Genomic DNA, 18,299 nt, shown 5'->3' with positions numbered 1-18,299 from the left:
AAAACGCATCATGCTCCGGCTTGTCCCGGCATCCACGTCTTTGATGCGAGAGCGTCCGCGCCGCGCATGACGCGTGCTTCCGGTCAACGCTTTGCCAGAATCGAGACGAAGAATCCGTCGGTTCCGGTGCGGCGCGGGGTCATCAGCAACCCCTCGTTCGACACATAAACGGCTGCGAGAAAATCGTCGGCCTTATCCCAAAGCATCGAAGCGACCTTAGACGGCGGCATTACAGTGAAATCTTGGTGTCGGCTGATAAACTTCCGGATTTGCTCGCTGTTTTCCTGCGGCAATACGGAGCAAGTAACGTAGGCGACGCGGCCGCCCGGTTTGACAAAACCGGCAGCACGATCAAGCACTTCCGATTGGTCCCTCAAACGCACCTCGAGCGCGCCGGGCCGCATCCGCCATTTCGCGTCGGGGTTACGCCGCCAGGTGCCGGTCCCGGTGCAAGGCGCGTCGATCAGCACAAGATCGGCCGACTCCCTGATATCGGACAACGGTTCGGCCTCCCCCTTCGGGCTCCGGATCTCCGCGTTATGCACCCCCGCGCGGGACAGCCGCTCATGGATGGGCGCGAGCTGACGCTTGTCGCGATCGGTCGCGATGAGGCGTCCCCTGCCCTGCATCATGGCGGCCAGCGTCAACGTCTTGCCGCCAGCGCCGGCGCAAAGATCAATCACCTGCTCGCCCGGTCTGACTCCGGACAAAAGCGCCGCGACTTGCGAGCCCTCGTCCTGCACCTCGACGGCGCCCTTGATAAACTCTTCCTCGGCCTGAATGCCGGGATTGCGCGCGTCCGCGCCCAGCATGATCCGCAAGCCGAGCGGCGACCACGGCGTCGCCGTCACGCCGAGATGCCGCAGCGATCCCAGGACCTTGTCGCGTTTCGCCTTCAGCGTGTTGACCCGCAGGTCCAGCGGCGCGCGGCGCGCCATCGCGGCTGTCTCCGCGGCACGATCGTCGCCGAACGCCTCAGCCAGATATACGTCGAGCCATTCCGGATAGTCCCCGGCGACATGGGCGGGCGCCTCCTGCAGCGAGCGCGCGGTCAATGCCTGCCACTCCCCATCGGTCAGCGGTTCGGGCGCAAAACGGCTGCCGTCACACAGCGACGCGATAACGTCGGCATTCATGCCGCGCTCCAGCCTCAGCATTCCGAGCAGACGGCCGCGCGGGGTATCATCATCCATGATCCAGGCGCTGGAAGCCTGACGGCGCAGCACATCGTAGACCAGCCCGGAGATCGCCGCGCGATCGCCTGAGCCCGCGAAGCGGTGCGCGGCGCCCCACTCCTTGAGCGCCTTCGCCGCCGGGACGCGCTGGCCGTCGATGGTCTTCATGACTTCGATTGCCGCGGAGAGCCGCGCGGCGGGTGTCATGGTTGACTTCCCATCTTGGCGACGGCGCTCACACGAGCAACATGCGGAGCATGAAATAAATCCACATGACCAGCAGCACCACCACGCCTGCGAACCACGCCAATCCTCGCTGCGGGACGTTGTTCGAGGTCACGAAGATGCCGGCATGCACGAACCGGGTGATGACGAACACCCACGACAACACCACGATGACCAGATCGGCGTGACGCAGTGGTAAGGCCACCGCAATCAGAATATAAAACAGCACCGGTATTTCGAGCTGGTTGCTGAAGCAGTTTGCGATCTGCGTGGCGCGCGCCGACCAGTTCGGCTCGCGCAACGCGATGTCCTCGAACCGGGTCTCCCCCGACCTCAAAGACCTCGTCCGCACAACGGCCATTCCCATCAGCAAGGCGAACGCCAGCCCGACCAGCACAAAAACGGGCAAAAGCACCATTTGAACAGACATCTCTCGGTGACCTCTGGATCGCCCCGCTACGCGGCAAGATCGAAATAAACTCAGGCCGCGATCCTGGCCAGAACCTTGTCGAAAGCAGCAGCAGCGGCTTCCAGATCATCGAACATCAGTGCGCTGTCGGCGGACTGCTTCTGGCCGTGATTGTCGCGAATGGCATCGACCGGCTGGCCACCGTCGAGCATCGCCTGTGGCGCGATCACAAAGAACTTGTGTTCGGACATATCCTGATTCTTGGGCAGGAATACACCAAGAGAGACGATATCGTTGCCGCACCGATAGGAGATATAGCGATCGACCGCGACGAATCCCGCGCGCTGCAATCCGCCGAGCTTGGCCTGGCCATCGCCGCCAACAAGCTTGTGCGCCCGGAAGCCCTTGACGCCGGCCGACTTCGCCTTCGCGGTTTCCTCCGACAGATCGTATTTCTCCGCCATTTGCCGGCCGATGGTGGCAAGCTGCGACGACATTTCGTGCTCGAAATCCTTCAGACCGGTACGCGCCTTCGCGACCTTCCGCGGCTTCAGCGCATTTCGCTTTTCGAGTTCCGCCTGGCATCGCGCGACGAGATCATCGACCGACTTCCGCTCCGCATTCGCCAGCAGGTTTTTGAGACCGGAATCCGAAAGCTCCGCAATTCTGTCGTCTGTCCAATCGACCATGTTTTCAAGTTCTCTTGTGATGACCCGGAATGTCATGTCCGGAAAACGACGCAATGCACGCACTGTCCCGGCATAAAACAACGGCAGCATGGACCGTAACGCCATTCTCACGCCGCTGTGCGGCCCAATTGAGACAACCTCGGTCAGGCCCCCCCGGGATAGTTCGGGCTTTCGCGCGTGATCGTGACATCGTGGACATGGCTTTCGCGCAAGCCCGCGCCGGTGATGCGGACGAAACACGCCTTGTCATGAAATTCGGCGAGGTTGCGCGCGCCGACATATCCCATAGCCGCGCGCAGGCCGCCAGCAAGCTGATGCATGACGTTGCCGACCGGCCCCTTATAGGGCACCTGCCCCTCGATTCCTTCCGGAACGAGCTTCAGCGTATCCTTGATATCCTGCTGGAAATAGCGGTCGGCCGAGCCCCGCGACATCGCTCCGACCGAACCCATGCCGCGATAGGCCTTGTAGGAGCGCCCCTGCCACAGATACACCTCGCCGGGCGTTTCGTCGGTGCCGGCAAGCAGCGAGCCGACCATGACGATGTCCGCGCCCGCGGCGAGCGCCTTGGCGAGATCGCCGGAATACTTCACGCCCCCATCGGCGATCACCGGCACGTCGGCCTTTTTCGCCGCCTCGGCCGCATCCATGATGGCGGTCAACTGCGGCACCCCGACGCCGGCGACGATGCGGGTGGTGCAGATCGAGCCCGGACCGATGCCGACCTTGATGGCGTCGGCGCCGGAATCGATCAACGCCTGCGCGCCTTCCGCCGTGGCAATGTTGCCCGCGACGACCTGCACGGCGTTCGACAGCCGCTTGATGCGGTTGACCGCTTCCAGCACGCGGCTGGAGTGGCCGTGCGCGGTGTCCACGACAATCAGGTCAACGCCGGCATCGATCAGTCGCTCGGTGCGCTCAAAGCCGCCTTCGCCGACCGTGGTTGCCGCAGCGACACGCAGCCGGCCCTGCGCGTCCTTGCTGGCCAGCGGATGCGCCACCGCCTTTTCCATGTCCTTGACGGTGATGAGACCGACGCAACGATACTGGTCGTCGACGACCAGGAGTTTCTCGATGCGATGCTTGTGCAGCATCCTCTTGGCTTCTTCCTGGCTGACGCCCTCGCGCACCGTCACCAGGTTCTCGTGCGTCATCAGCTCGGAAACTTTCTGCCGCGGGTCGGTCGCGAAACGGACGTCGCGGTTGGTGAGAATGCCGACGAGCTTGCCCGGAGAGGCTCCGCTGCCGCCGGTCACCACCGGAATGCCGGAAAAACCGTGATCGCTCATCAGCGCCAGCGCGTCGGACAGCATGGCGTCCGGGCCTATGGTCAGCGGATTGACCACCATGCCCGACTCGAACTTCTTCACCTGCCGCACTTGCGCGGCCTGGCCCTCCGCATCGAAATTGCGATGGATGACGCCCAGGCCGCCAGCCTGCGCCATTGCGATCGCCATGCGCGCTTCGGTGACGGTATCCATGGCGGAGGCCATGATCGGGATGTTGAGCGGAATGGCGCGGGTAACGCGGGAGCTGATATCGGCTTCGGAGGGCAGGATGTCGGACGCGCCAGGTTTGAGCAGAACGTCGTCGAACGTGAAGGCTTCTTTGATATCCCGAAATCCGTTTTCAAGCGCCATCGCCAACTCCATTGGGCGGCGCGGTCGCCGCGTAACCCATCAGGATGGAATGGCCGACCAGCGACACCCTGGCGTCGCCGTCGAATGAAGTTCCATCGAATGGATTGGCGGTGGTCGATAGCACGGCAGTCCCGAGAATCAAAGCGTTTGGCTGCCGTGCGGGGGCTTTTCCAGCCGGTTCAGCGTGGATAGTTCGGAGGCGGCCCATGCTCCCTGATCGCATCGACCACCTCCCGGTGCCGGCGGTCCTCCCGCTTCATGTAGACGGCGATCACGGCATGTGCTGACGGCACCAGGAACAGGATAGGGAAAATCAGCCCGAAAATAACGCAAAACACGATCACGACCACGTTCAGGATGGCCGAAAATGGCTGACCGTTGAACAGCAGTCCGAGCGGCGGCAGCAAGGCGGCGAGCACATAAATCATCGTTGGCCCTCCCAAAACACACCAAGGATTTAGGGAGGCTTTGCCGCTCCGCAATAGCGCGACGGCCCGAATTGATGCTACAGCCCGCCTCCCTATCCGCTTGCCTGTGCGAGCCCGCATGAACAAGGAACGCCTGATCCCGCTGATCGTCGCTGCCGCGCTCTTCATGGAAAACATGGACTCCACGGTGATCGCGACATCGCTTCCGGCGATCGCCGCCGACATCGGCACCAGCCCGCTGACGCTGAAGCTCGCGATCACGTCCTATCTGCTATCGCTGGCGGTATTCATTCCCGCAAGCGGCTGGACCGCGGACCGGTTCGGGGCGCGCTCCGTCTTCAGCGCGGCCATCGTCGTATTCATGATCGGCTCGATCGGCTGCGCGCTATCGTCGTCGGTGACGGATTTCGTGATCGCCCGGACCCTGCAGGGATTGGGCGGCGCGATGATGACGCCGGTGGGCCGGCTGGTGCTGCTGCGTTCGATCGACAAGAGCGCGCTCGTCAACGCGATGGCGTGGGTGACGGTGCCAGCGTTGATCGGACCGGTGATCGGACCACCGCTCGGCGGCTTCATCACCACCTATTTCTCATGGCACTGGATCTTCCTGATCAACATACCGGTCGGTCTGATCGGCATCTTCATGGCGCAGCGCTTCATCGACCCGATCCGCAGTGACGACCCCGAACGCTTCGACCTTTACGGTATGGTGCTGGCCGGGATAGGAGTCGGCGGCATCGCCTTCGGCCTGTCGGTCGCCGGCCTCAACCTGCTGCCATGGACCGTTGTAACGGCATTGATCGGGGTCGGGTCGGTCTCGATGGCGGCCTATATGATGCACGCCCGCCGCACGGATTCGCCCGTGCTGGATCTCACGCTTCTGCGTCTGCCGACGTTCCGTGTCAGCATCTACGGCGGGTTTCTGTTTCGCGTCGGCGTCGGCGCACTGCCGTTCCTGCTGCCGCTTCTGATGCAGATCGGCTTCGGCCTGTCGCCGCTCGGCTCCGGGCTCGTGACATTCTCATCGGCCGTCGGCGCCATGGGCATGAAAACGCTCGCCGCCCGCATCATCCGCGCCTTCGGTTTCCGCAACATCATGGCCATCAACGCGATCGTCAGTTCCGTCTTTCTCGCCGCCTGCGCGCTGTTCACCGTTACGACGCCGCTGCTGCTGATCATGATCATTCTCGTCGTCGGAGGCTTCTTTCGCTCGCTGCAATTCACCGCGATCAACGCCCTCGCCTATGCCGACGTCGAGCCAAAGCGGATGAGCCGCGCGACCACGCTCGCCAGCGTCAGTCAGCAGCTGGCCATTTCGTCAGGAGTCGCACTCGGCGCATTCTCGGTGGAGACCACGATGCTGGTCCGTCACAGTACGGAATTGACGGCTGCCGATTTCGGCCCCGGATTTCTCGTCGTCTCGGTGCTTTCAGCGATGTCCAGCTTTTATTTCATGCGGATGCCCGCCGATGCCGGCCATCAGGTCTCGGGGCGCCGCATGGTGGTGATTTCAGACCCTACCCGGGAATCCGAGGCCGAGGAGGAAGCGTCTCGCGAAACGGTTACCGCCCGCGATCAGAAGCTGAGCTGAAGGAAATCGAGCGCGTTGACAGGCTATCGGCTCTCGTCATGGCCAGGCAAGCGCGGGCATGACAGCATCTGCGCAGCTTCAATGCCGCCCGCGAAAGCCCGTCGCCAGGACATAACGTTCTGATGAATCCTGCCGGCTCGCGGCAGGCTTCACATGCCGCACCGTCTGGAAGTCGCGTTTGAGCTGCACAAGCAGACCGGCGTCCGCCCCGCTCTGGAAGACTTTTGCGATGAACGTCCCGCCGGGCCGCAGCACGTCGGCCGCAAAGGCCGCCGCACTCTCGACCAGGCCCACCATCCGGAGCTGGTCAGTCTTGCGGTGGCCGGTGGTGTTGGCGGCCATATCGGAAAGCACGACGTCCGCGGCTCCGCCCATCATCGCGAGCAGCTTGTCGGGAGCGTTGTTGTCGAGAAAATCGAGCCGGGCGAACGTCACGCCGACGATCTCCGGCATCTCCAGAAGATCAATTGCAATCACCTTGCCCTTGCCTTCGGTAGCCCCCACGCGTTGCGCGGCGACCTGACTCCAGCCGCCGGGCGCCGCGCCAAGATCGACAACCGTCATGGCAGGCTTCAGAAAGCGGTGCTTGTCGTCCATTTCGATCAGCTTGAAAGCCGCGCGGGAGCGCCAGCCTTCGCGCTTGGCCTGCGCCACATAGGGATCGTTGAGCTGCCGTTCGAGCCAGAGCTTTGACGACAGCTTTCGTCGGCCGCCGCTCCTGACGGTGACGTGCAGCCGGCCGGTGGTGTCTTTTGCCATATCTAGCCGCTATGCCCGGACATCGCCCGACGTCCGCGCGCCGACAGGCTGGAAGACCTTAAGCGGAAATCTTGCGACATTCCTCGGCGCAGGTCTTGCAAGAGTCGCCGCACGCCTTGCATTCCGCCACATCCGGAAATTTCTCGCATTCCTTCTGGCAGTCCACGCACACCTGCGCGATGACCTTGGCAAGAGCGGGAACATGGGGCGAATTGACGGCTGCCAGCGTCCGCAACGCACCACATGCGGCCATCATTTGATAGGCCGCGTTCGTACAACCGGCCATGCTCGCATCCTTCATGCTCAACATGCCGAGGCAATGCCGCATGCACGCGTCGCCCTTGGAGACGCAATGACTGGTCGCGTCTTCGAGAGCTTTGTATTTCGCGGGATGCATCGATTCGGCCGGCGCCGGCGCCGGCGCTTTATTTGCCGGGGCGCCAAAAGCCTTCGATGCCGATAAAACTGCCGCCGCAGTCGCCACGAATTCACGACGGTGCATGATTTCCTCCTCGCTGATCGAATCGACGCCCTTTTCGGCACGTTACAATAGCAATCCCGGCTGCCTCACATCAAGCAATTGCGATTGGTTGCGAAGCGACCGTCGTACCCGCTAGTTTCCCAAACCGCTGTTTTTCATGTAAGTCTCCGTGGTCCGCGAACACGCGGGAAAACCATGCCTGCGGAACGGAGTATGTCGTGAAAAATCGCATCTTCATATGCGGCGTCGTGGCCGCGACCACGGTAGTGACCCTCCATCTCCGGCGGGCTGAAGCTTTCTCTGCCGGAGACCACCCGTTTGCCAGGCCTCCGCACACGCGGTTCTTGCTGGCCCAGGCTCAGGAACCGTCGAGTGGCCTCTATCGAGGGGTTGGAGTCGTAACGGCGATCAATCCGGCGACCGGGTCGCTAACCATCAACCACCAGGAAATCGAAGGTTTGATGCCGGCGATGGAAATGCTGTTTCAAGTCAATCCGCGCATATTGAGCGATCGCGTGAAGCCGGGCGACAAGATCGAATTCCAACTCGAAGGCAAGACCTATACAATTCGAGACATCAAGGTGATCAAACCCGCCAAATGAGTCACCTCAATCGCTGCGACCCGGCGGCGGCGCTCCCATCCCGATTACCTTGAACTCAACTTCGATTCTGCCCGCGCGCTCGAACTGCAAGGCGCCTCGGACCGTCTCTCCCGCAGCCAGCGGATGCGAAAGGCCCACGAACATGATGTGGCGTCCACCCGGCTTTGCCTCGATTGAACTTCCTGGCGGCAGGTCGATGCCCGTCAGCTGGCGCATTTTCATGACGCCGCCCTCGCGCACGATATCGTGAAGCTCGAAACCCGTTGCAACCTCCACCGAGCCCCCGAGAAGGCGATCGGGCAAGGTCCCGTGGTTTTCAATGACGAGATAGCCAGCGCCGACTCGCGCTCCCGCCGGCGTCGCCCGCGACCACGGGTGCGAGATTACAAGATCACCTGCCTTGAAATCCTCCGCCGAGGTGGCTCCCGCGGTTGCCAGCAAGGCGCAGGTGACCGCGACGCGAAGAAGTTTCATGCCATCGATCCTTTTTCACGCACGATTACGATGCGAGCCGGCTGGCGAAACGCATTCATCCCGCTTTTCGGCAAAGATGACGACGCCGTCAGCGAAGTCACGAAATTCTCTCATTTCGTTTCATTCATTTGAGCCTCAAACCATTTCTTCACCTTGGCAAGATCGACGATACCTTCGAGGGTGGTGACCTTTCCATCGCGCGCGATCAACATCGTGCGCGGGATATCGCCCTGCCAGGCGGGATCGATCTCAAAGCGCAACCGTTCGACGAAACCATCGCTGAAGGTCCAGTTCTCGGTTGACAACAGTCCAGTCTTCCGCAGCATCGACAGCACCGCCTCGCGCGCATTCGGAACGAGATCGGCATTGACCGTCACGACGTCGAGGCCGGGGTTATCTCGGACGAACTTCCCGAGCAGCGGCAGTTCAACCTTGCAAGGAGCGCAGGTAACACCCCAGAAGTTGACCATCATCGGGCGTCCGGCGTGGGCGTGGAGAATGGTTTGCCAGCTTCCCCGCTGGAACGCGCGCAATTGATCGGCCGCGGCAAGATATTGCGGGAGAAATGACACAGTGAGCGCGAGTGCGAACAATAACAGATGGCGCTTCATGGCGCGCCATCGATCGGCGTGATGTGGTAGCCGTCCGCCTTGGTCATCCAGGACAAGAAGAGATCGTGTCCATCACTCACAAGCAAAGGATGATCAGACGCGTCAACTGTTGCAGCGATCACTCGCGGTTGCGACCAGGTTTTTCCATCGTCGCCGGATGTGATAAGCTTCACGGCTGTCTTTTCGCCGTCGAATTCTTTCCAGGCGATCGCTGTGCCAGAGGCGCTCGCCACGACGTAGGGACGTGACGCGTTCCGGTCCAACCTGCCAATAGCCATGGGCTCGGAAAACGTCTCTCCGCTATCAGCCGAGCGCGCGTAAAATAAACCCTTCCGAACTTCGCCACCGGTAAACCAGACCGCGTGGTAAGTTCCCTTCGGCGAAATGGCGAGGCTCGGCCCCTGATGCGGGCACGCCTCGGTCTTCCAGCCGTCCTGGCTGACGCGATGAACCTCTCCGGGCGTTGCCTGATCCTTGAAGGTGACGATCGCGTGGTCCCGCACGCTGCCCGGGAAGATATTGCGAAACAGAACGGCGGGTCGGCCAGGGCCCGCGAATGCGACGGAGATCCGGCAGCACTCGCAGGTGCTGTCCCTCACCATGCGGGCCTCGGAGTACGTCCCGCCGCCGTCCTTCGACCACGCGAAGAACAAAGCCGCTCCCTTATATATTCGATTGGCCGCGCGTGCCTGCGCCCGGTTGCGTTTGTCGAGCCAGGCCACGAAGACCGAACCGTCGGCATCCAGCGCGAGTTGCGCGAAGCGTTGACTTTCCGTGTTCGGCGTAATGGGTTCCGGCTTGGTGAAACTGTGACCTCCATCAACCGAGCGCGTGTACAACACCTCGCCGTTGAAGTTCTTGTCCCTGAAAATCGCAAAGGCGATGGCGATCCGGTTGTGCCGGTCAATGACCATCCTGGGGCGCGCATCGGGCCCCCAGTCGAGTTCGAGCGGTCGATCAACGACAGCGACTGGCGTTGAAAAGGTTTTTCCGCGATCCTTGGAGTTCGCCACCAGAATACGCCCGCCTGCCATCCACGCCAGCCACAACCTCCCGTCGGGAGCGAATGCCGGCGTGACCTTGGTCGCACATCGCAGTTCGGTCGTATCACAAGCGGATTCTGATACGTGATGATGGCTCATCTGCGCGTTTGCCGCGCCCTGCAAAAGGAGCGTGATCGCGGCGATGGTTGCTGTTCTGATCATGGTCAGGCCACCTTTGCTATCGAAACGCGAATCTCATTCCAGCGATGAACATGCGCGGCGATCCTGCATAGATGGAGCGGCCGGTGTTAGCCAAGACGCTCGCGGGGTTTTGAAGGCCCGCGCCGGTGACCGTATTCGCGATGTTGTTGGCGGATGCGATATATGTCTTATCGAAGACGTTCCGCACTTCGAAATAGAGATGAAGCGACTTGAGATATTCCGATTGCAGTGGCCTGTCGTAGTGCAGATTCAGATTGATGAGTTCATAGCCGGGCGCTTTCAGGAGATTAGCGTTGTCCATATAGAAGGCGTCCCTCCACTGAAACTCGACGAACGCGCCGACGCCTTTCAGGGTGCCCGAGAGTTGGTCATAGGAAAGCCGCGCCGTCAGTTCGTTCGGGGAAATACCGGGAATTTTGTTGCCTGCCCGATTGAAGCTGAAAGCGGCTCCATTGTTGATATTCTCGGTGTAGCTTGTGTAGATCTGGTCGAGATAGGTATAGGCAGCGGTCACTCGCCAACTTGGCAGGAAACGCCATTGCGCCAAAACTTCAAAGCCCCGGTGCTCGGATTTGGGGGCATTAAACGTATAGCTTGAATTGGGCGCGCCGAGCGGTGTTGCCTGCGTGACCAATTCGTCGCGGAAAAATTCGTAAAAGCCTGTCGCGCTTACCCTGAGCGTGGGATCCGGCGTCCAGTCAAAGCCGAGATCGTAGCCAAGATTCCTTTGGGGATTGAGCTGCGTGTTGTTGCCGTTCTGACCGTTTGGCAGCACGAACAGATTGCCGACCTGCGGCGTTCCGTAGCCGGTCGCGACCCGCGCACGCAAAAGCCAGTCCTTGTCCGCCCGGTATTGCAGCGCGAATTCCGGCGCGGTGTTCTGGAACTGGCGATCCGCGCTTCTGACCGTGGTGGTCGTGATCCCCGTCGGTCCCGTATAAGTGTAAGCCGTGTTGATGCCCTTTAAATGCGTTGCCTCCCAACCAATACCAGCGATAGCGGTCCATGAGTCGGTGAGCCGCAGTTCTTCGCGCGCCCGGACACCGTAGTTGGTGTGTTGGCCGGTGACATTTGACTGGAGCCGGCCCCGCGCTCCTCCAGGCGCCACATTGTACGTGTCACCCGACCAGCTCAGGGTGTTGTAGAACGCGCCAAGGTAGCTGGTGGCGTCCATGCCCAGAATCTGGCTTCGTCTGACGACGTCGCTCATGAAATTATAGGACGGATAATCGCCGACCGAGCTCGTGGTGCCGGTCGGCTGGTTGATATTGCGATCGTCGAACACGAACTGGTTGCGCCAGGTGGTCTGATTATCGAAATCATGCTCCCAACGTCCGCCGACGATCGTCCGGCGGTCCGTGCGGCCGAGCCTGGCCTGCTCCGCCGTTTGGAGGCTGGTCCCGGCGGCTGTGTTGAAACCGTTGTTGAACAACGTGATCGTGCCGCAGCCCGGAGCGGCCGTTGCGGCCGTTTCACAGCCCCGCTGAAAGGGGTTGATGTAGAATTGATTGAGCGAAGACCGGATCGGAAGGCGCGTATCCAGCATGTTGTTGATCAGCTTGAACGTGAAACGATCATCCGGCGTCGCCTGTAGCGTCCCGAGGAAGTTCACGGTCTGGGTGTTGAACCAACTGTTGCCAAGAAAGCCGTCGCTGCGCGCTGAACTTGCGAACAGCGAGCCCTCGAAGTTTCCAACCTTCTTGCCAGCCGTCAGATAGTTATTGAGATACCCGTAGCTCCCGGCATCGACGCCGTACTCGAAGCCGTTGATTTCAGCGCCGCGACGGGTTCTGAAGTTCAGCGCCCCGCCGGTCGCGTAATTGCCGTAAAGCGCGGACGACGGCCCCCGAATGACGTCGATGGCCCCGTAGGCGCGAGGATCGATCAGGTCGCTGCGGGACAGTCCGTCAGGCTGGGTGACGGGGAAGCCGTCGTCAAAAATCACCAGGTTGCGAATGGCAAAGCCGTTGCGCGCGTTCGACCCGCGAATCGAGATACCGAAATCCCTGGGGCCGTTCCCCTGTTTGATGGAGATGCCCGGACTGTCACGCAACACGTCGGCCACGGAAAATGACGGCCTGTTGGCGAATTGATCCCGGCCGATGGTGGTCTGGGGCTGTCCGCTCGGCGCCTGATGGAGGATCGCAAGTTGCGTCTCTGTAGAGACTGGCGACGGCCTTGCTGCCACGGCCGGCTGTTGGCGGGGAGATGATCTCGGAGCGCCGCGGTGAGCGACCGATCGTTTTCTGAGCGGACTGGCTTGGGCACGGCGCGGCGCTTCGACCGTAATGCCCGGCAATGTCTGGGCGGCAGTCTGAGCGGCAGCATCGCTGCAAGCTGCGAATAACGCCGCATGCAATGCGAGCACGCTGGCGCTCGAAAAGATACGAGGGTAAAACATGGGATATTCCGATGCGGGCCATCGCCCAGAGCATTTAATCAAACAGATCGGATCACCGCGCAGTCGCGGCGATCATGCGGATTTGCCGAATCAGGAAATGGCGGGAGGAGCACGCGCCTGCGCGTGGGAGTCGATCGCGAATGGCGGTAGACCGAAGGCCAGGCCGCGCCAGACGACGTTGGTTGGGTCACGCGCGATGCTGACAGCAACCGCCAGCGGGTCGGGCGGCGGGGTCGCGGCATGGACGACGCAACACAACACACAGCAGGCGCGATGAGTTTGCTGCGGATCGGTCTCCCGGTGTTGCGGGGAACTCGCATCCGGGGCGTGCGAACATATCGCGCCCGCCAGCGGATCGGCCGGAGTCGTGCTGAACGCCAGGCACGCGGCAATGGGCGCAAATATCTGCACCAGCATTGCAAGCATGACGATCGGAAGAAATCTTCCCAGCCGCCGGCGCATGATCCCCAGCCTTTCGCGCCGGGAGCTACCATGCCCGGATTCCGGTGTCTAGACGACACTCTCGGCTTCGGCCGATCAAATTCAGGTCGGTTGCCGCCACTCGGGATGAAACGCCGGATCAAGCCGCCAATCTGGCGGCATCATCCTTTTGAGCATCAGCTCAATTGAGCGCGCCATCCTCGCGCATCATTTCGACCAGCATACCTTCCCGCAGACCGCGATCGGCGACCCGCAGACGCGGCAAGGGAAAGGCTCGCCGAATGGCGTCCAGGATGGAGCAGCCTGCCAGAACCAGATCGGCACGCTCAATTCCGATACAGCCGTTTGCAGCCCGCTTTTGATAATCCATGCCGCAGAGCCGCGCGATCACCTGGGTAACCTCGATGTCGTTCATCCATATGCCGTCAACCTTGCGGCGATCGTAGCGCGCCAGGCCGAGATGGAGACCGCCAAGCGTGGTCACCGTGCCCGAAGTGCCGAGAAGGTGCATTCCATAGAGATCACGGCCGTGGGCGGCTGCGAACGCTGCAATATGGCCGGTGACCTCTTTCACCATCGCCGCGTAAGATTCCGGCGTTATGTCGTGCCCGCCAAAACGCTCAGCCAGCGTTACGACACCAACCGGAATCGACATCCATGCCATGGTGCGCAGGTCGCCCTCGCGACCGCGTTCTATCCGAACGAGCTCCGTCGAGCCGCCGCCGATGTCGAACAGGATCGCGCCGCTCGCTTTCGGATGAACCAGCGGCGAGCAGCCGATCACCGCAAGTGCGGCTTCCGTCTCCCGATCGATCACCTCAAGCTGGATGCCCGCGGCAGCGGCAACACGACTGCGAAAATTCTCCGCGTTCGACGCCGCCCTGCACGCCTCGGTCGCAATCAGCCGCAGACGGCCTGCTTTCCTGACGCGGATTTTGTCGCGGCATATGACGAGGGCCGCGATAGTCCGTTCGATCGCCGCCTCGCTGATACACCCGGTCGATGAGATGCCTTCGCCCAGCCGGACAATCCGCGAAAATGAATCGATCACGCGAAAGCCGCCGCTTGTCGGAGAAGCGATCAGCAACCGGCAGTTGTTGGTGCCTAGATCGAGGGCAGCATAAACGCCGGCGTCGGCACTCGGCGAAGGGCGAATAGCACTCGCCGCGGTCATCGCGGCTTCCAGTCCCCGCAAGCTGTCGCGCGATCCGGCATCAACGCAACGCTCGATGTCATCATCCATAAATCCGTCTTTCCGCGGCACCTACGAGACAATGCTGTTTTTCATGGAAGTTTAGCAGCGCGGATCGCCAGCGCAACCGCTTCCATCGCCGTAAGTCGTAGTCTTTCGAGTACTCGGGCAATTTGGGCTCGGAATAAATTGGAAAACATCAAAAACCGGGCGCACTCCTGGTAACATTCTCGTGCATGTACTGCGCCGCAAAATCGGTTTTCGCAAGCTGGCCATGAAGACACGATCCGGATTTGCGTAGTCACCGACTTGACAGCCGAATGCCCTCTCGTACGCCACAGTCGGAGACTTTGGCCGCTCGCAATCCTTCTTCACATGGAGTAACACGCGTTGCCATGATGTTCGCGCAACCGACGATCCGCCATTGACCTCCATTCGCATCTACGTTGACGCCGATGCGTGCCCGGTGAAGGACGAGATTTATCGCGTCGCGATACGTCACTGCGTACCTGTCATCGTGGTCGCAGGTACGTATATTCGTATACCCGAAGACCAATTGATCGAGCGAATTGCAGCCGGGCCCGGCATGGATGCTGCCGATGACTGGATCGCCGAACGCGCCGGCAAGACGGATATCGTCATCACCGCCGACATTCCGCTGGCGAGCCGTTGCGTCAAGGCAGGCGCGAGCGTGATCGCACCGAATGGAAAGCCGTTCACGGAGCAGTCGATCGGGATGACGCTCGCGGTCCGCAACCTGATGACCGACCTGCGCGCGAGCGGCGAAGTGACGGGCGGCCCACGCTCGTTCCAGCCACGCGACCGCTCTGCATTCCTGTCTGAACTCGACAGGGTCATCCGCCGTATCCAGCGCGCCCGCGCTACACAGCAGGGCTGAGACGATGGCGCCGCCGCTGATCCAGCTGAAAGATATCACGCTGACATTTGGCGGTACGCCGCTGCTGTCCGGCGTCGAACTCACGGTATCTGAATCCGAGCGGCTCTGTCTGGTCGGCCGCAACGGCTCCGGCAAGTCCACGCTCCTGAAGATCGCGGCAGGTCTCACGATGCCTGATGGCGGCAGCCGATTCGTGCAACCCGGCGTTACCGTCCGCTATCTGCCGCAGGAGCCGGATTTCTCGGGCTTCGAGACCACCCTCGCCTACGTCGAAGCCGGGCTGGGTCCCGGCGACGATCCCTATCAGGCACGCTATCTGGTCGAACGGCTCGGCCTCACCGGCGAGGAGGACCCCGCGCACCTCTCCGGCGGCGAAGGCCGGCGCGCGGCGCTGGCGCGCGTGCTGGCGCCCTCGCCCGACATCCTGCTGCTGGACGAGCCGACCAACCATCTCGATCTCACCACCATCGAATGGCTGGAAAGTGAACTCGGCGGGGGGCGCGGCGCGCTGGTTCTCATCAGCCATGACCGGCGCTTCCTGGCCAACCTCTCCCGCAGCACCGCATGGCTCGATCGCGGCCGGGTCCGTCAGATCGACCGGGGCTTCGCGAAATTCGAGGAATGGCGCGACGAGGTGCTGGCGGAAGAGGAGCGCGACCAGCACAAGCTCGATCGCAAGATCGTCGCAGAGGAACACTGGCTGCGTTACGGGGTCTCGGGCCGGCGCAAGCGCAACGTCAAGCGGCTCGCCGGTCTTCATGAATTGCGCCGGCAACGCCGCGATTATCGCGGCACCGCCGGCAGCGCCAACCTGGCCGCAGCCGAGGCCGACAAATCGGGCAAGCTCGTCATCGAGGCAAAGCGCATCGGGAAGTCCTATGAGCGAACGATCGTCGACGAGTTTTCAATTCGCATCCAGCGCGGCGACCGCATCGGCATTGTCGGCCCTAACGGCGCGGGCAAGACCACGCTGATCAACATGCTCACGGGAGCCGATACACCCGACAGCGGCACCGTCCGGCTTGGCGCCAATCTCGAAATGGCGACGCTCGACCAGCACCGTGAAAGCCTCGATCCGAAATCGACGCTGACGGAAGCACTGACCGGTGGACGCAGCGACCACGTCATGGTTGGCGGAAAGCCCAAGCACGTCGTCAGCTACATGAAGGATTTTCTGTTCGCGCAGGAGCAGATGCGCACGCCGCTTGAGGCGTTGTCCGGCGGCGAGCGCGGACGTCTGATGCTGGCGCGCGCGCTGGCAAAACCGTCCAACCTGTTGGTGCTGGACGAACCGACCAACGACCTCGACCTGGAAACGCTCGACGTGCTGGAGGAGATGCTCGGCGACTACGAGGGCACCGTGATCCTGATCAGCCATGACCGTGACTTTCTCGATCGCGTCGTGACCTCAGTGATCGTTCCCGAAGGCAATGGCCGTTGGGTCGAATATGCCGGCGGCTATACCGACATGCTGGCGCAGCGCGGCGCAGACCTGAAGCGCGGGACGCCAAAATCAGCACCCGCACCTGAGGCAAACCGTTCTGCGAAGAACACGCCTGCACCCGCTCCCGGCAAGCGGCGGCTCAGTTTCAACGAGAAACACGCGCTGGAGACACTGCCGAAATCAATCGAAAAGCTTCACGCCGAAATTGCAAAGCAACAGCGGCATCTTGACGATCCGGACCTCTATGCGAAGGATCGCGCGAGCTTCGACAAGATCTCGCTTGCTTTGACCAAAGCGCAAGAGGAGTTGCAGCAGGCCGAGGATCGCTGGTTGGAACTGGAAATGCTCCGCGAAGAGATCGAGCAAGCCTGAGAGCCGGACTAACGCCGCAGCCATTTCAGCGCGCCTCGCCCGGCCGCCGCACCGGTGGCGAACGAGGCCTGCAGCAGATAGCCGCCGGTCGGCGCTTCCCAGTCCAGCATTTCCCCGGCGGCGAACACGCCCGGCAACCGCCGGATCATGTAGTCCTCATCAAGCGCGCTGAAGGCAACTCCACCGGCAGTAGAAATCGCCCGCGCGATCGGCGCGATGCCAGTCAGCGTGACCGGGATCGACTTGATAAACCCAGCAAGCGCTGGCGGCGGCATCATTCCAGGCTGCTGTCCGGAAGCTATCGCAGCTTCCTGCAACAGCCCGATTGCGACAGGGGATAGACCGCCCACCTTGCGTATCCAGTTGCAGACGGATTGTTTTCCGCGCGGCGCATTCAACCGCGCAGCGAGTCGATCCGTCGGCACATCAGGTCGGAGGTCGACGTGCAGAATGGCGTTCCCCGCAGCGTTGATGTGCTCGCGCAGCACCGCCGAGAGGGCATAGATCCCTCCACCCTCGATACCGTCACGCGTGATGAGCGCCTCCCCGCGCACTGTGCGTGGACCGAACGACAGGGCGACGTTCTTCAAAGGCTGGCCTTCGAAGCGATCACGGAAGGTGGCGCTCCATGCCACGGTGAACGCGCAGTTTGCCGGTCGCAGCGGCGAAGTGGCGATCCCTCTGGACGCAAGCTGTTCCACCCACGCACCATCGGAGCCAAGTCGCGGCCAACTCGCACCGCCAAGCGCCATGATCGTCGCATCTGCTACCACCATGCGCTCGCCGTCAGGCGTCTGAAACCTAAGGCGGCCGTCGTGGTCCCAGCCAATCCAGCGATGCCGCAGCGCCAGCGTCACGCCATGAGAATCAAGCCGCTTAAGCCATGCACGCAACAGCGGAGACGCCTTGAGCGCTTTCGGAAACACGCGGCCGCTCGATCCCACGAAAGTCGGCTGATCGAGATCGTGGGCCCACTTTCTCAGCGCCTCTGGTGTGAAGCTATCGATCGCCGGCTGCAAATGCGACGCGGCCCCGCCGTAGCGCGCGAGAAATTGCGGCAACGGTTCGCTGTGCGTCAGATTGAGGCCGCCGCGACCCGCCATCAGAAACTTGCGGCCCGCCGACGGCATGGCATCGAACACGATCACGCGCACGCCCCCGCGCGCGAGAACTTCCGCGGCCATCAGGCCGGCGGGACCAGCGCCGAGAACCGCGGCCCGGATGTGGAGGACGTCACGCATGCAAGCGGCACAGGATCAAGA

General features: G+C 61.9%; 19 protein-coding genes. 4 read left to right on the top strand and 15 right to left on the bottom strand.

What is annotated here, in order from left to right; all coding sequences use genetic code 11:
• Positions 1 to 83: 83 nt before the first annotated feature.
• Genes NB311A_RS17900 through NB311A_RS17880 form a run of 6 tightly spaced genes read right to left on the bottom strand, consistent with a single transcriptional unit; the run spans position 84 to position 4,566 of the window.
• Entirely contained in the window at positions 84 to 1,382 is a 1,299-nt protein-coding gene (locus tag NB311A_RS17900; RefSeq protein WP_009800023.1) for an RsmB/NOP family class I SAM-dependent RNA methyltransferase, read from the bottom strand.
• A gap of 28 nt (positions 1,383 to 1,410) precedes the next feature.
• The gene (locus tag NB311A_RS17895) at positions 1,411 to 1,830 is read right to left on the bottom strand and encodes an MAPEG family protein (protein WP_009800022.1); all 420 of its coding nucleotides are present in this window, start codon (positions 1,828 to 1,830) and stop codon (positions 1,411 to 1,413) included.
• A gap of 50 nt (positions 1,831 to 1,880) precedes the next feature.
• On the bottom strand, positions 1,881 to 2,588 hold the full coding sequence (locus NB311A_RS17890; RefSeq protein WP_009800021.1) for a hypothetical protein: 708 nt from the start codon (positions 2,586 to 2,588) through the stop codon (positions 1,881 to 1,883).
• 53 nt (positions 2,589 to 2,641) lie between these two features.
• Positions 2,642 to 4,138, bottom strand: a complete 1,497-nt coding sequence (gene guaB / locus NB311A_RS17885; RefSeq protein WP_009800020.1) for an IMP dehydrogenase — start codon at positions 4,136 to 4,138, stop codon at positions 2,642 to 2,644.
• Complete coding sequence (locus tag NB311A_RS22950; protein ID WP_256365433.1) at positions 4,128 to 4,262, bottom strand: hypothetical protein; 135 nt, start codon at positions 4,260 to 4,262, stop codon at positions 4,128 to 4,130. Before NB311A_RS22950 ends, guaB begins: the two co-directional genes overlap by 11 nt.
• Positions 4,263 to 4,317: 55 nt before the next feature.
• Positions 4,318 to 4,566, bottom strand: a complete 249-nt coding sequence (locus NB311A_RS17880) for a hypothetical protein (protein WP_009800018.1) — start codon at positions 4,564 to 4,566, stop codon at positions 4,318 to 4,320.
• Positions 4,567 to 4,684: 118 nt separating this feature from the next.
• Here NB311A_RS17880 and NB311A_RS17875 point away from each other — a divergent pair, with 118 nt between their 5' ends.
• A complete protein-coding gene (locus tag NB311A_RS17875) occupies positions 4,685 to 6,157 on the top strand; it encodes an MFS transporter (RefSeq protein ID WP_009800017.1) in 1,473 nt (490 codons plus the stop codon).
• A gap of 78 nt (positions 6,158 to 6,235) precedes the next feature.
• On the opposite strand, the gene NB311A_RS17870 is transcribed toward NB311A_RS17875, so the two are convergent.
• Together NB311A_RS17870 and NB311A_RS17865 are read right to left on the bottom strand one after the other, a co-directional pair.
• A complete protein-coding gene (locus tag NB311A_RS17870; protein WP_009800016.1) occupies positions 6,236 to 6,916 on the bottom strand; it encodes an RlmE family RNA methyltransferase in 681 nt (226 codons plus the stop codon).
• A gap of 58 nt (positions 6,917 to 6,974) precedes the next feature.
• Positions 6,975 to 7,418 carry a four-helix bundle copper-binding protein gene (locus NB311A_RS17865; protein ID WP_009800015.1) on the bottom strand — a complete coding sequence of 148 codons (444 nt, stop codon included), beginning with the start codon at positions 7,416 to 7,418 and terminating at the stop codon, positions 6,975 to 6,977.
• A 197-nt stretch (positions 7,419 to 7,615) separates the two neighbouring features.
• On the opposite strand from NB311A_RS17865, the gene NB311A_RS20875 reads away from it, so the two are divergent.
• Positions 7,616 to 7,999, top strand: a complete 384-nt coding sequence (locus NB311A_RS20875) for a copper-binding protein (RefSeq protein WP_165475275.1) — start codon at positions 7,616 to 7,618, stop codon at positions 7,997 to 7,999.
• Positions 8,000 to 8,005: 6 nt separating this feature from the next.
• Here the strand turns inward: NB311A_RS20875 and NB311A_RS17855 are convergent, their stop codons facing one another.
• The 6 genes from NB311A_RS17855 to NB311A_RS17830 form a co-directional block, all read right to left on the bottom strand.
• Positions 8,006 to 8,473, bottom strand: coding sequence for a copper chaperone PCu(A)C (locus tag NB311A_RS17855; protein WP_009800013.1), 468 nt, complete (start codon positions 8,471 to 8,473; stop codon positions 8,006 to 8,008).
• 110 nt (positions 8,474 to 8,583) lie between these two features.
• Complete coding sequence (locus tag NB311A_RS17850; protein ID WP_009800011.1) at positions 8,584 to 9,084, bottom strand: TlpA disulfide reductase family protein; 501 nt, start codon at positions 9,082 to 9,084, stop codon at positions 8,584 to 8,586.
• Positions 9,081 to 10,289, bottom strand: a complete 1,209-nt coding sequence (locus tag NB311A_RS17845) for a sialidase family protein (RefSeq protein WP_009800010.1) — start codon at positions 10,287 to 10,289, stop codon at positions 9,081 to 9,083. The genes NB311A_RS17850 and NB311A_RS17845 overlap by 4 nt, the downstream gene beginning before the upstream one ends.
• Positions 10,290 to 10,305: 16 nt before the next feature.
• Positions 10,306 to 12,690 carry a TonB-dependent receptor gene (locus NB311A_RS17840; protein WP_009800009.1) on the bottom strand — a complete coding sequence of 795 codons (2,385 nt, stop codon included), beginning with the start codon at positions 12,688 to 12,690 and terminating at the stop codon, positions 10,306 to 10,308.
• Positions 12,691 to 12,780: 90 nt separating this feature from the next.
• Positions 12,781 to 13,152 carry a DUF2946 domain-containing protein gene (locus NB311A_RS17835; protein ID WP_009800008.1) on the bottom strand — a complete coding sequence of 124 codons (372 nt, stop codon included), beginning with the start codon at positions 13,150 to 13,152 and terminating at the stop codon, positions 12,781 to 12,783.
• Between the two features lie 160 nt (positions 13,153 to 13,312).
• Complete coding sequence (locus tag NB311A_RS17830) at positions 13,313 to 14,374, bottom strand: Ppx/GppA phosphatase family protein (protein ID WP_009800006.1); 1,062 nt, start codon at positions 14,372 to 14,374, stop codon at positions 13,313 to 13,315.
• 373 nt (positions 14,375 to 14,747) lie between these two features.
• Here NB311A_RS17830 and NB311A_RS17825 point away from each other — a divergent pair, with 373 nt between their 5' ends.
• Together NB311A_RS17825 and NB311A_RS17820 are read left to right on the top strand one after the other, a co-directional pair.
• Positions 14,748 to 15,221, top strand: coding sequence for a YaiI/YqxD family protein (locus NB311A_RS17825; protein WP_009800005.1), 474 nt, complete (start codon positions 14,748 to 14,750; stop codon positions 15,219 to 15,221).
• 4 nt (positions 15,222 to 15,225) lie between these two features.
• A complete protein-coding gene (locus NB311A_RS17820) occupies positions 15,226 to 17,037 on the top strand; it encodes an ABC-F family ATP-binding cassette domain-containing protein (RefSeq protein WP_009800004.1) in 1,812 nt (603 codons plus the stop codon).
• Between the two features lie 8 nt (positions 17,038 to 17,045).
• Here the strand turns inward: NB311A_RS17820 and NB311A_RS17815 are convergent, their stop codons facing one another.
• The gene (locus NB311A_RS17815; RefSeq protein WP_009800003.1) at positions 17,046 to 18,278 is read right to left on the bottom strand and encodes a TIGR03862 family flavoprotein; all 1,233 of its coding nucleotides are present in this window, start codon (positions 18,276 to 18,278) and stop codon (positions 17,046 to 17,048) included.
• Positions 18,279 to 18,299: the final 21 nt, after the last annotated feature.

Source organism: Nitrobacter sp. Nb-311A, from assembly GCF_000152905.1.
Lineage (GTDB): Bacteria > Pseudomonadota > Alphaproteobacteria > Rhizobiales > Xanthobacteraceae > Nitrobacter.
Note: the sequence above shows the minus strand (reverse complement) of the source record. Positions and strands in the feature narration are given on the sequence as shown.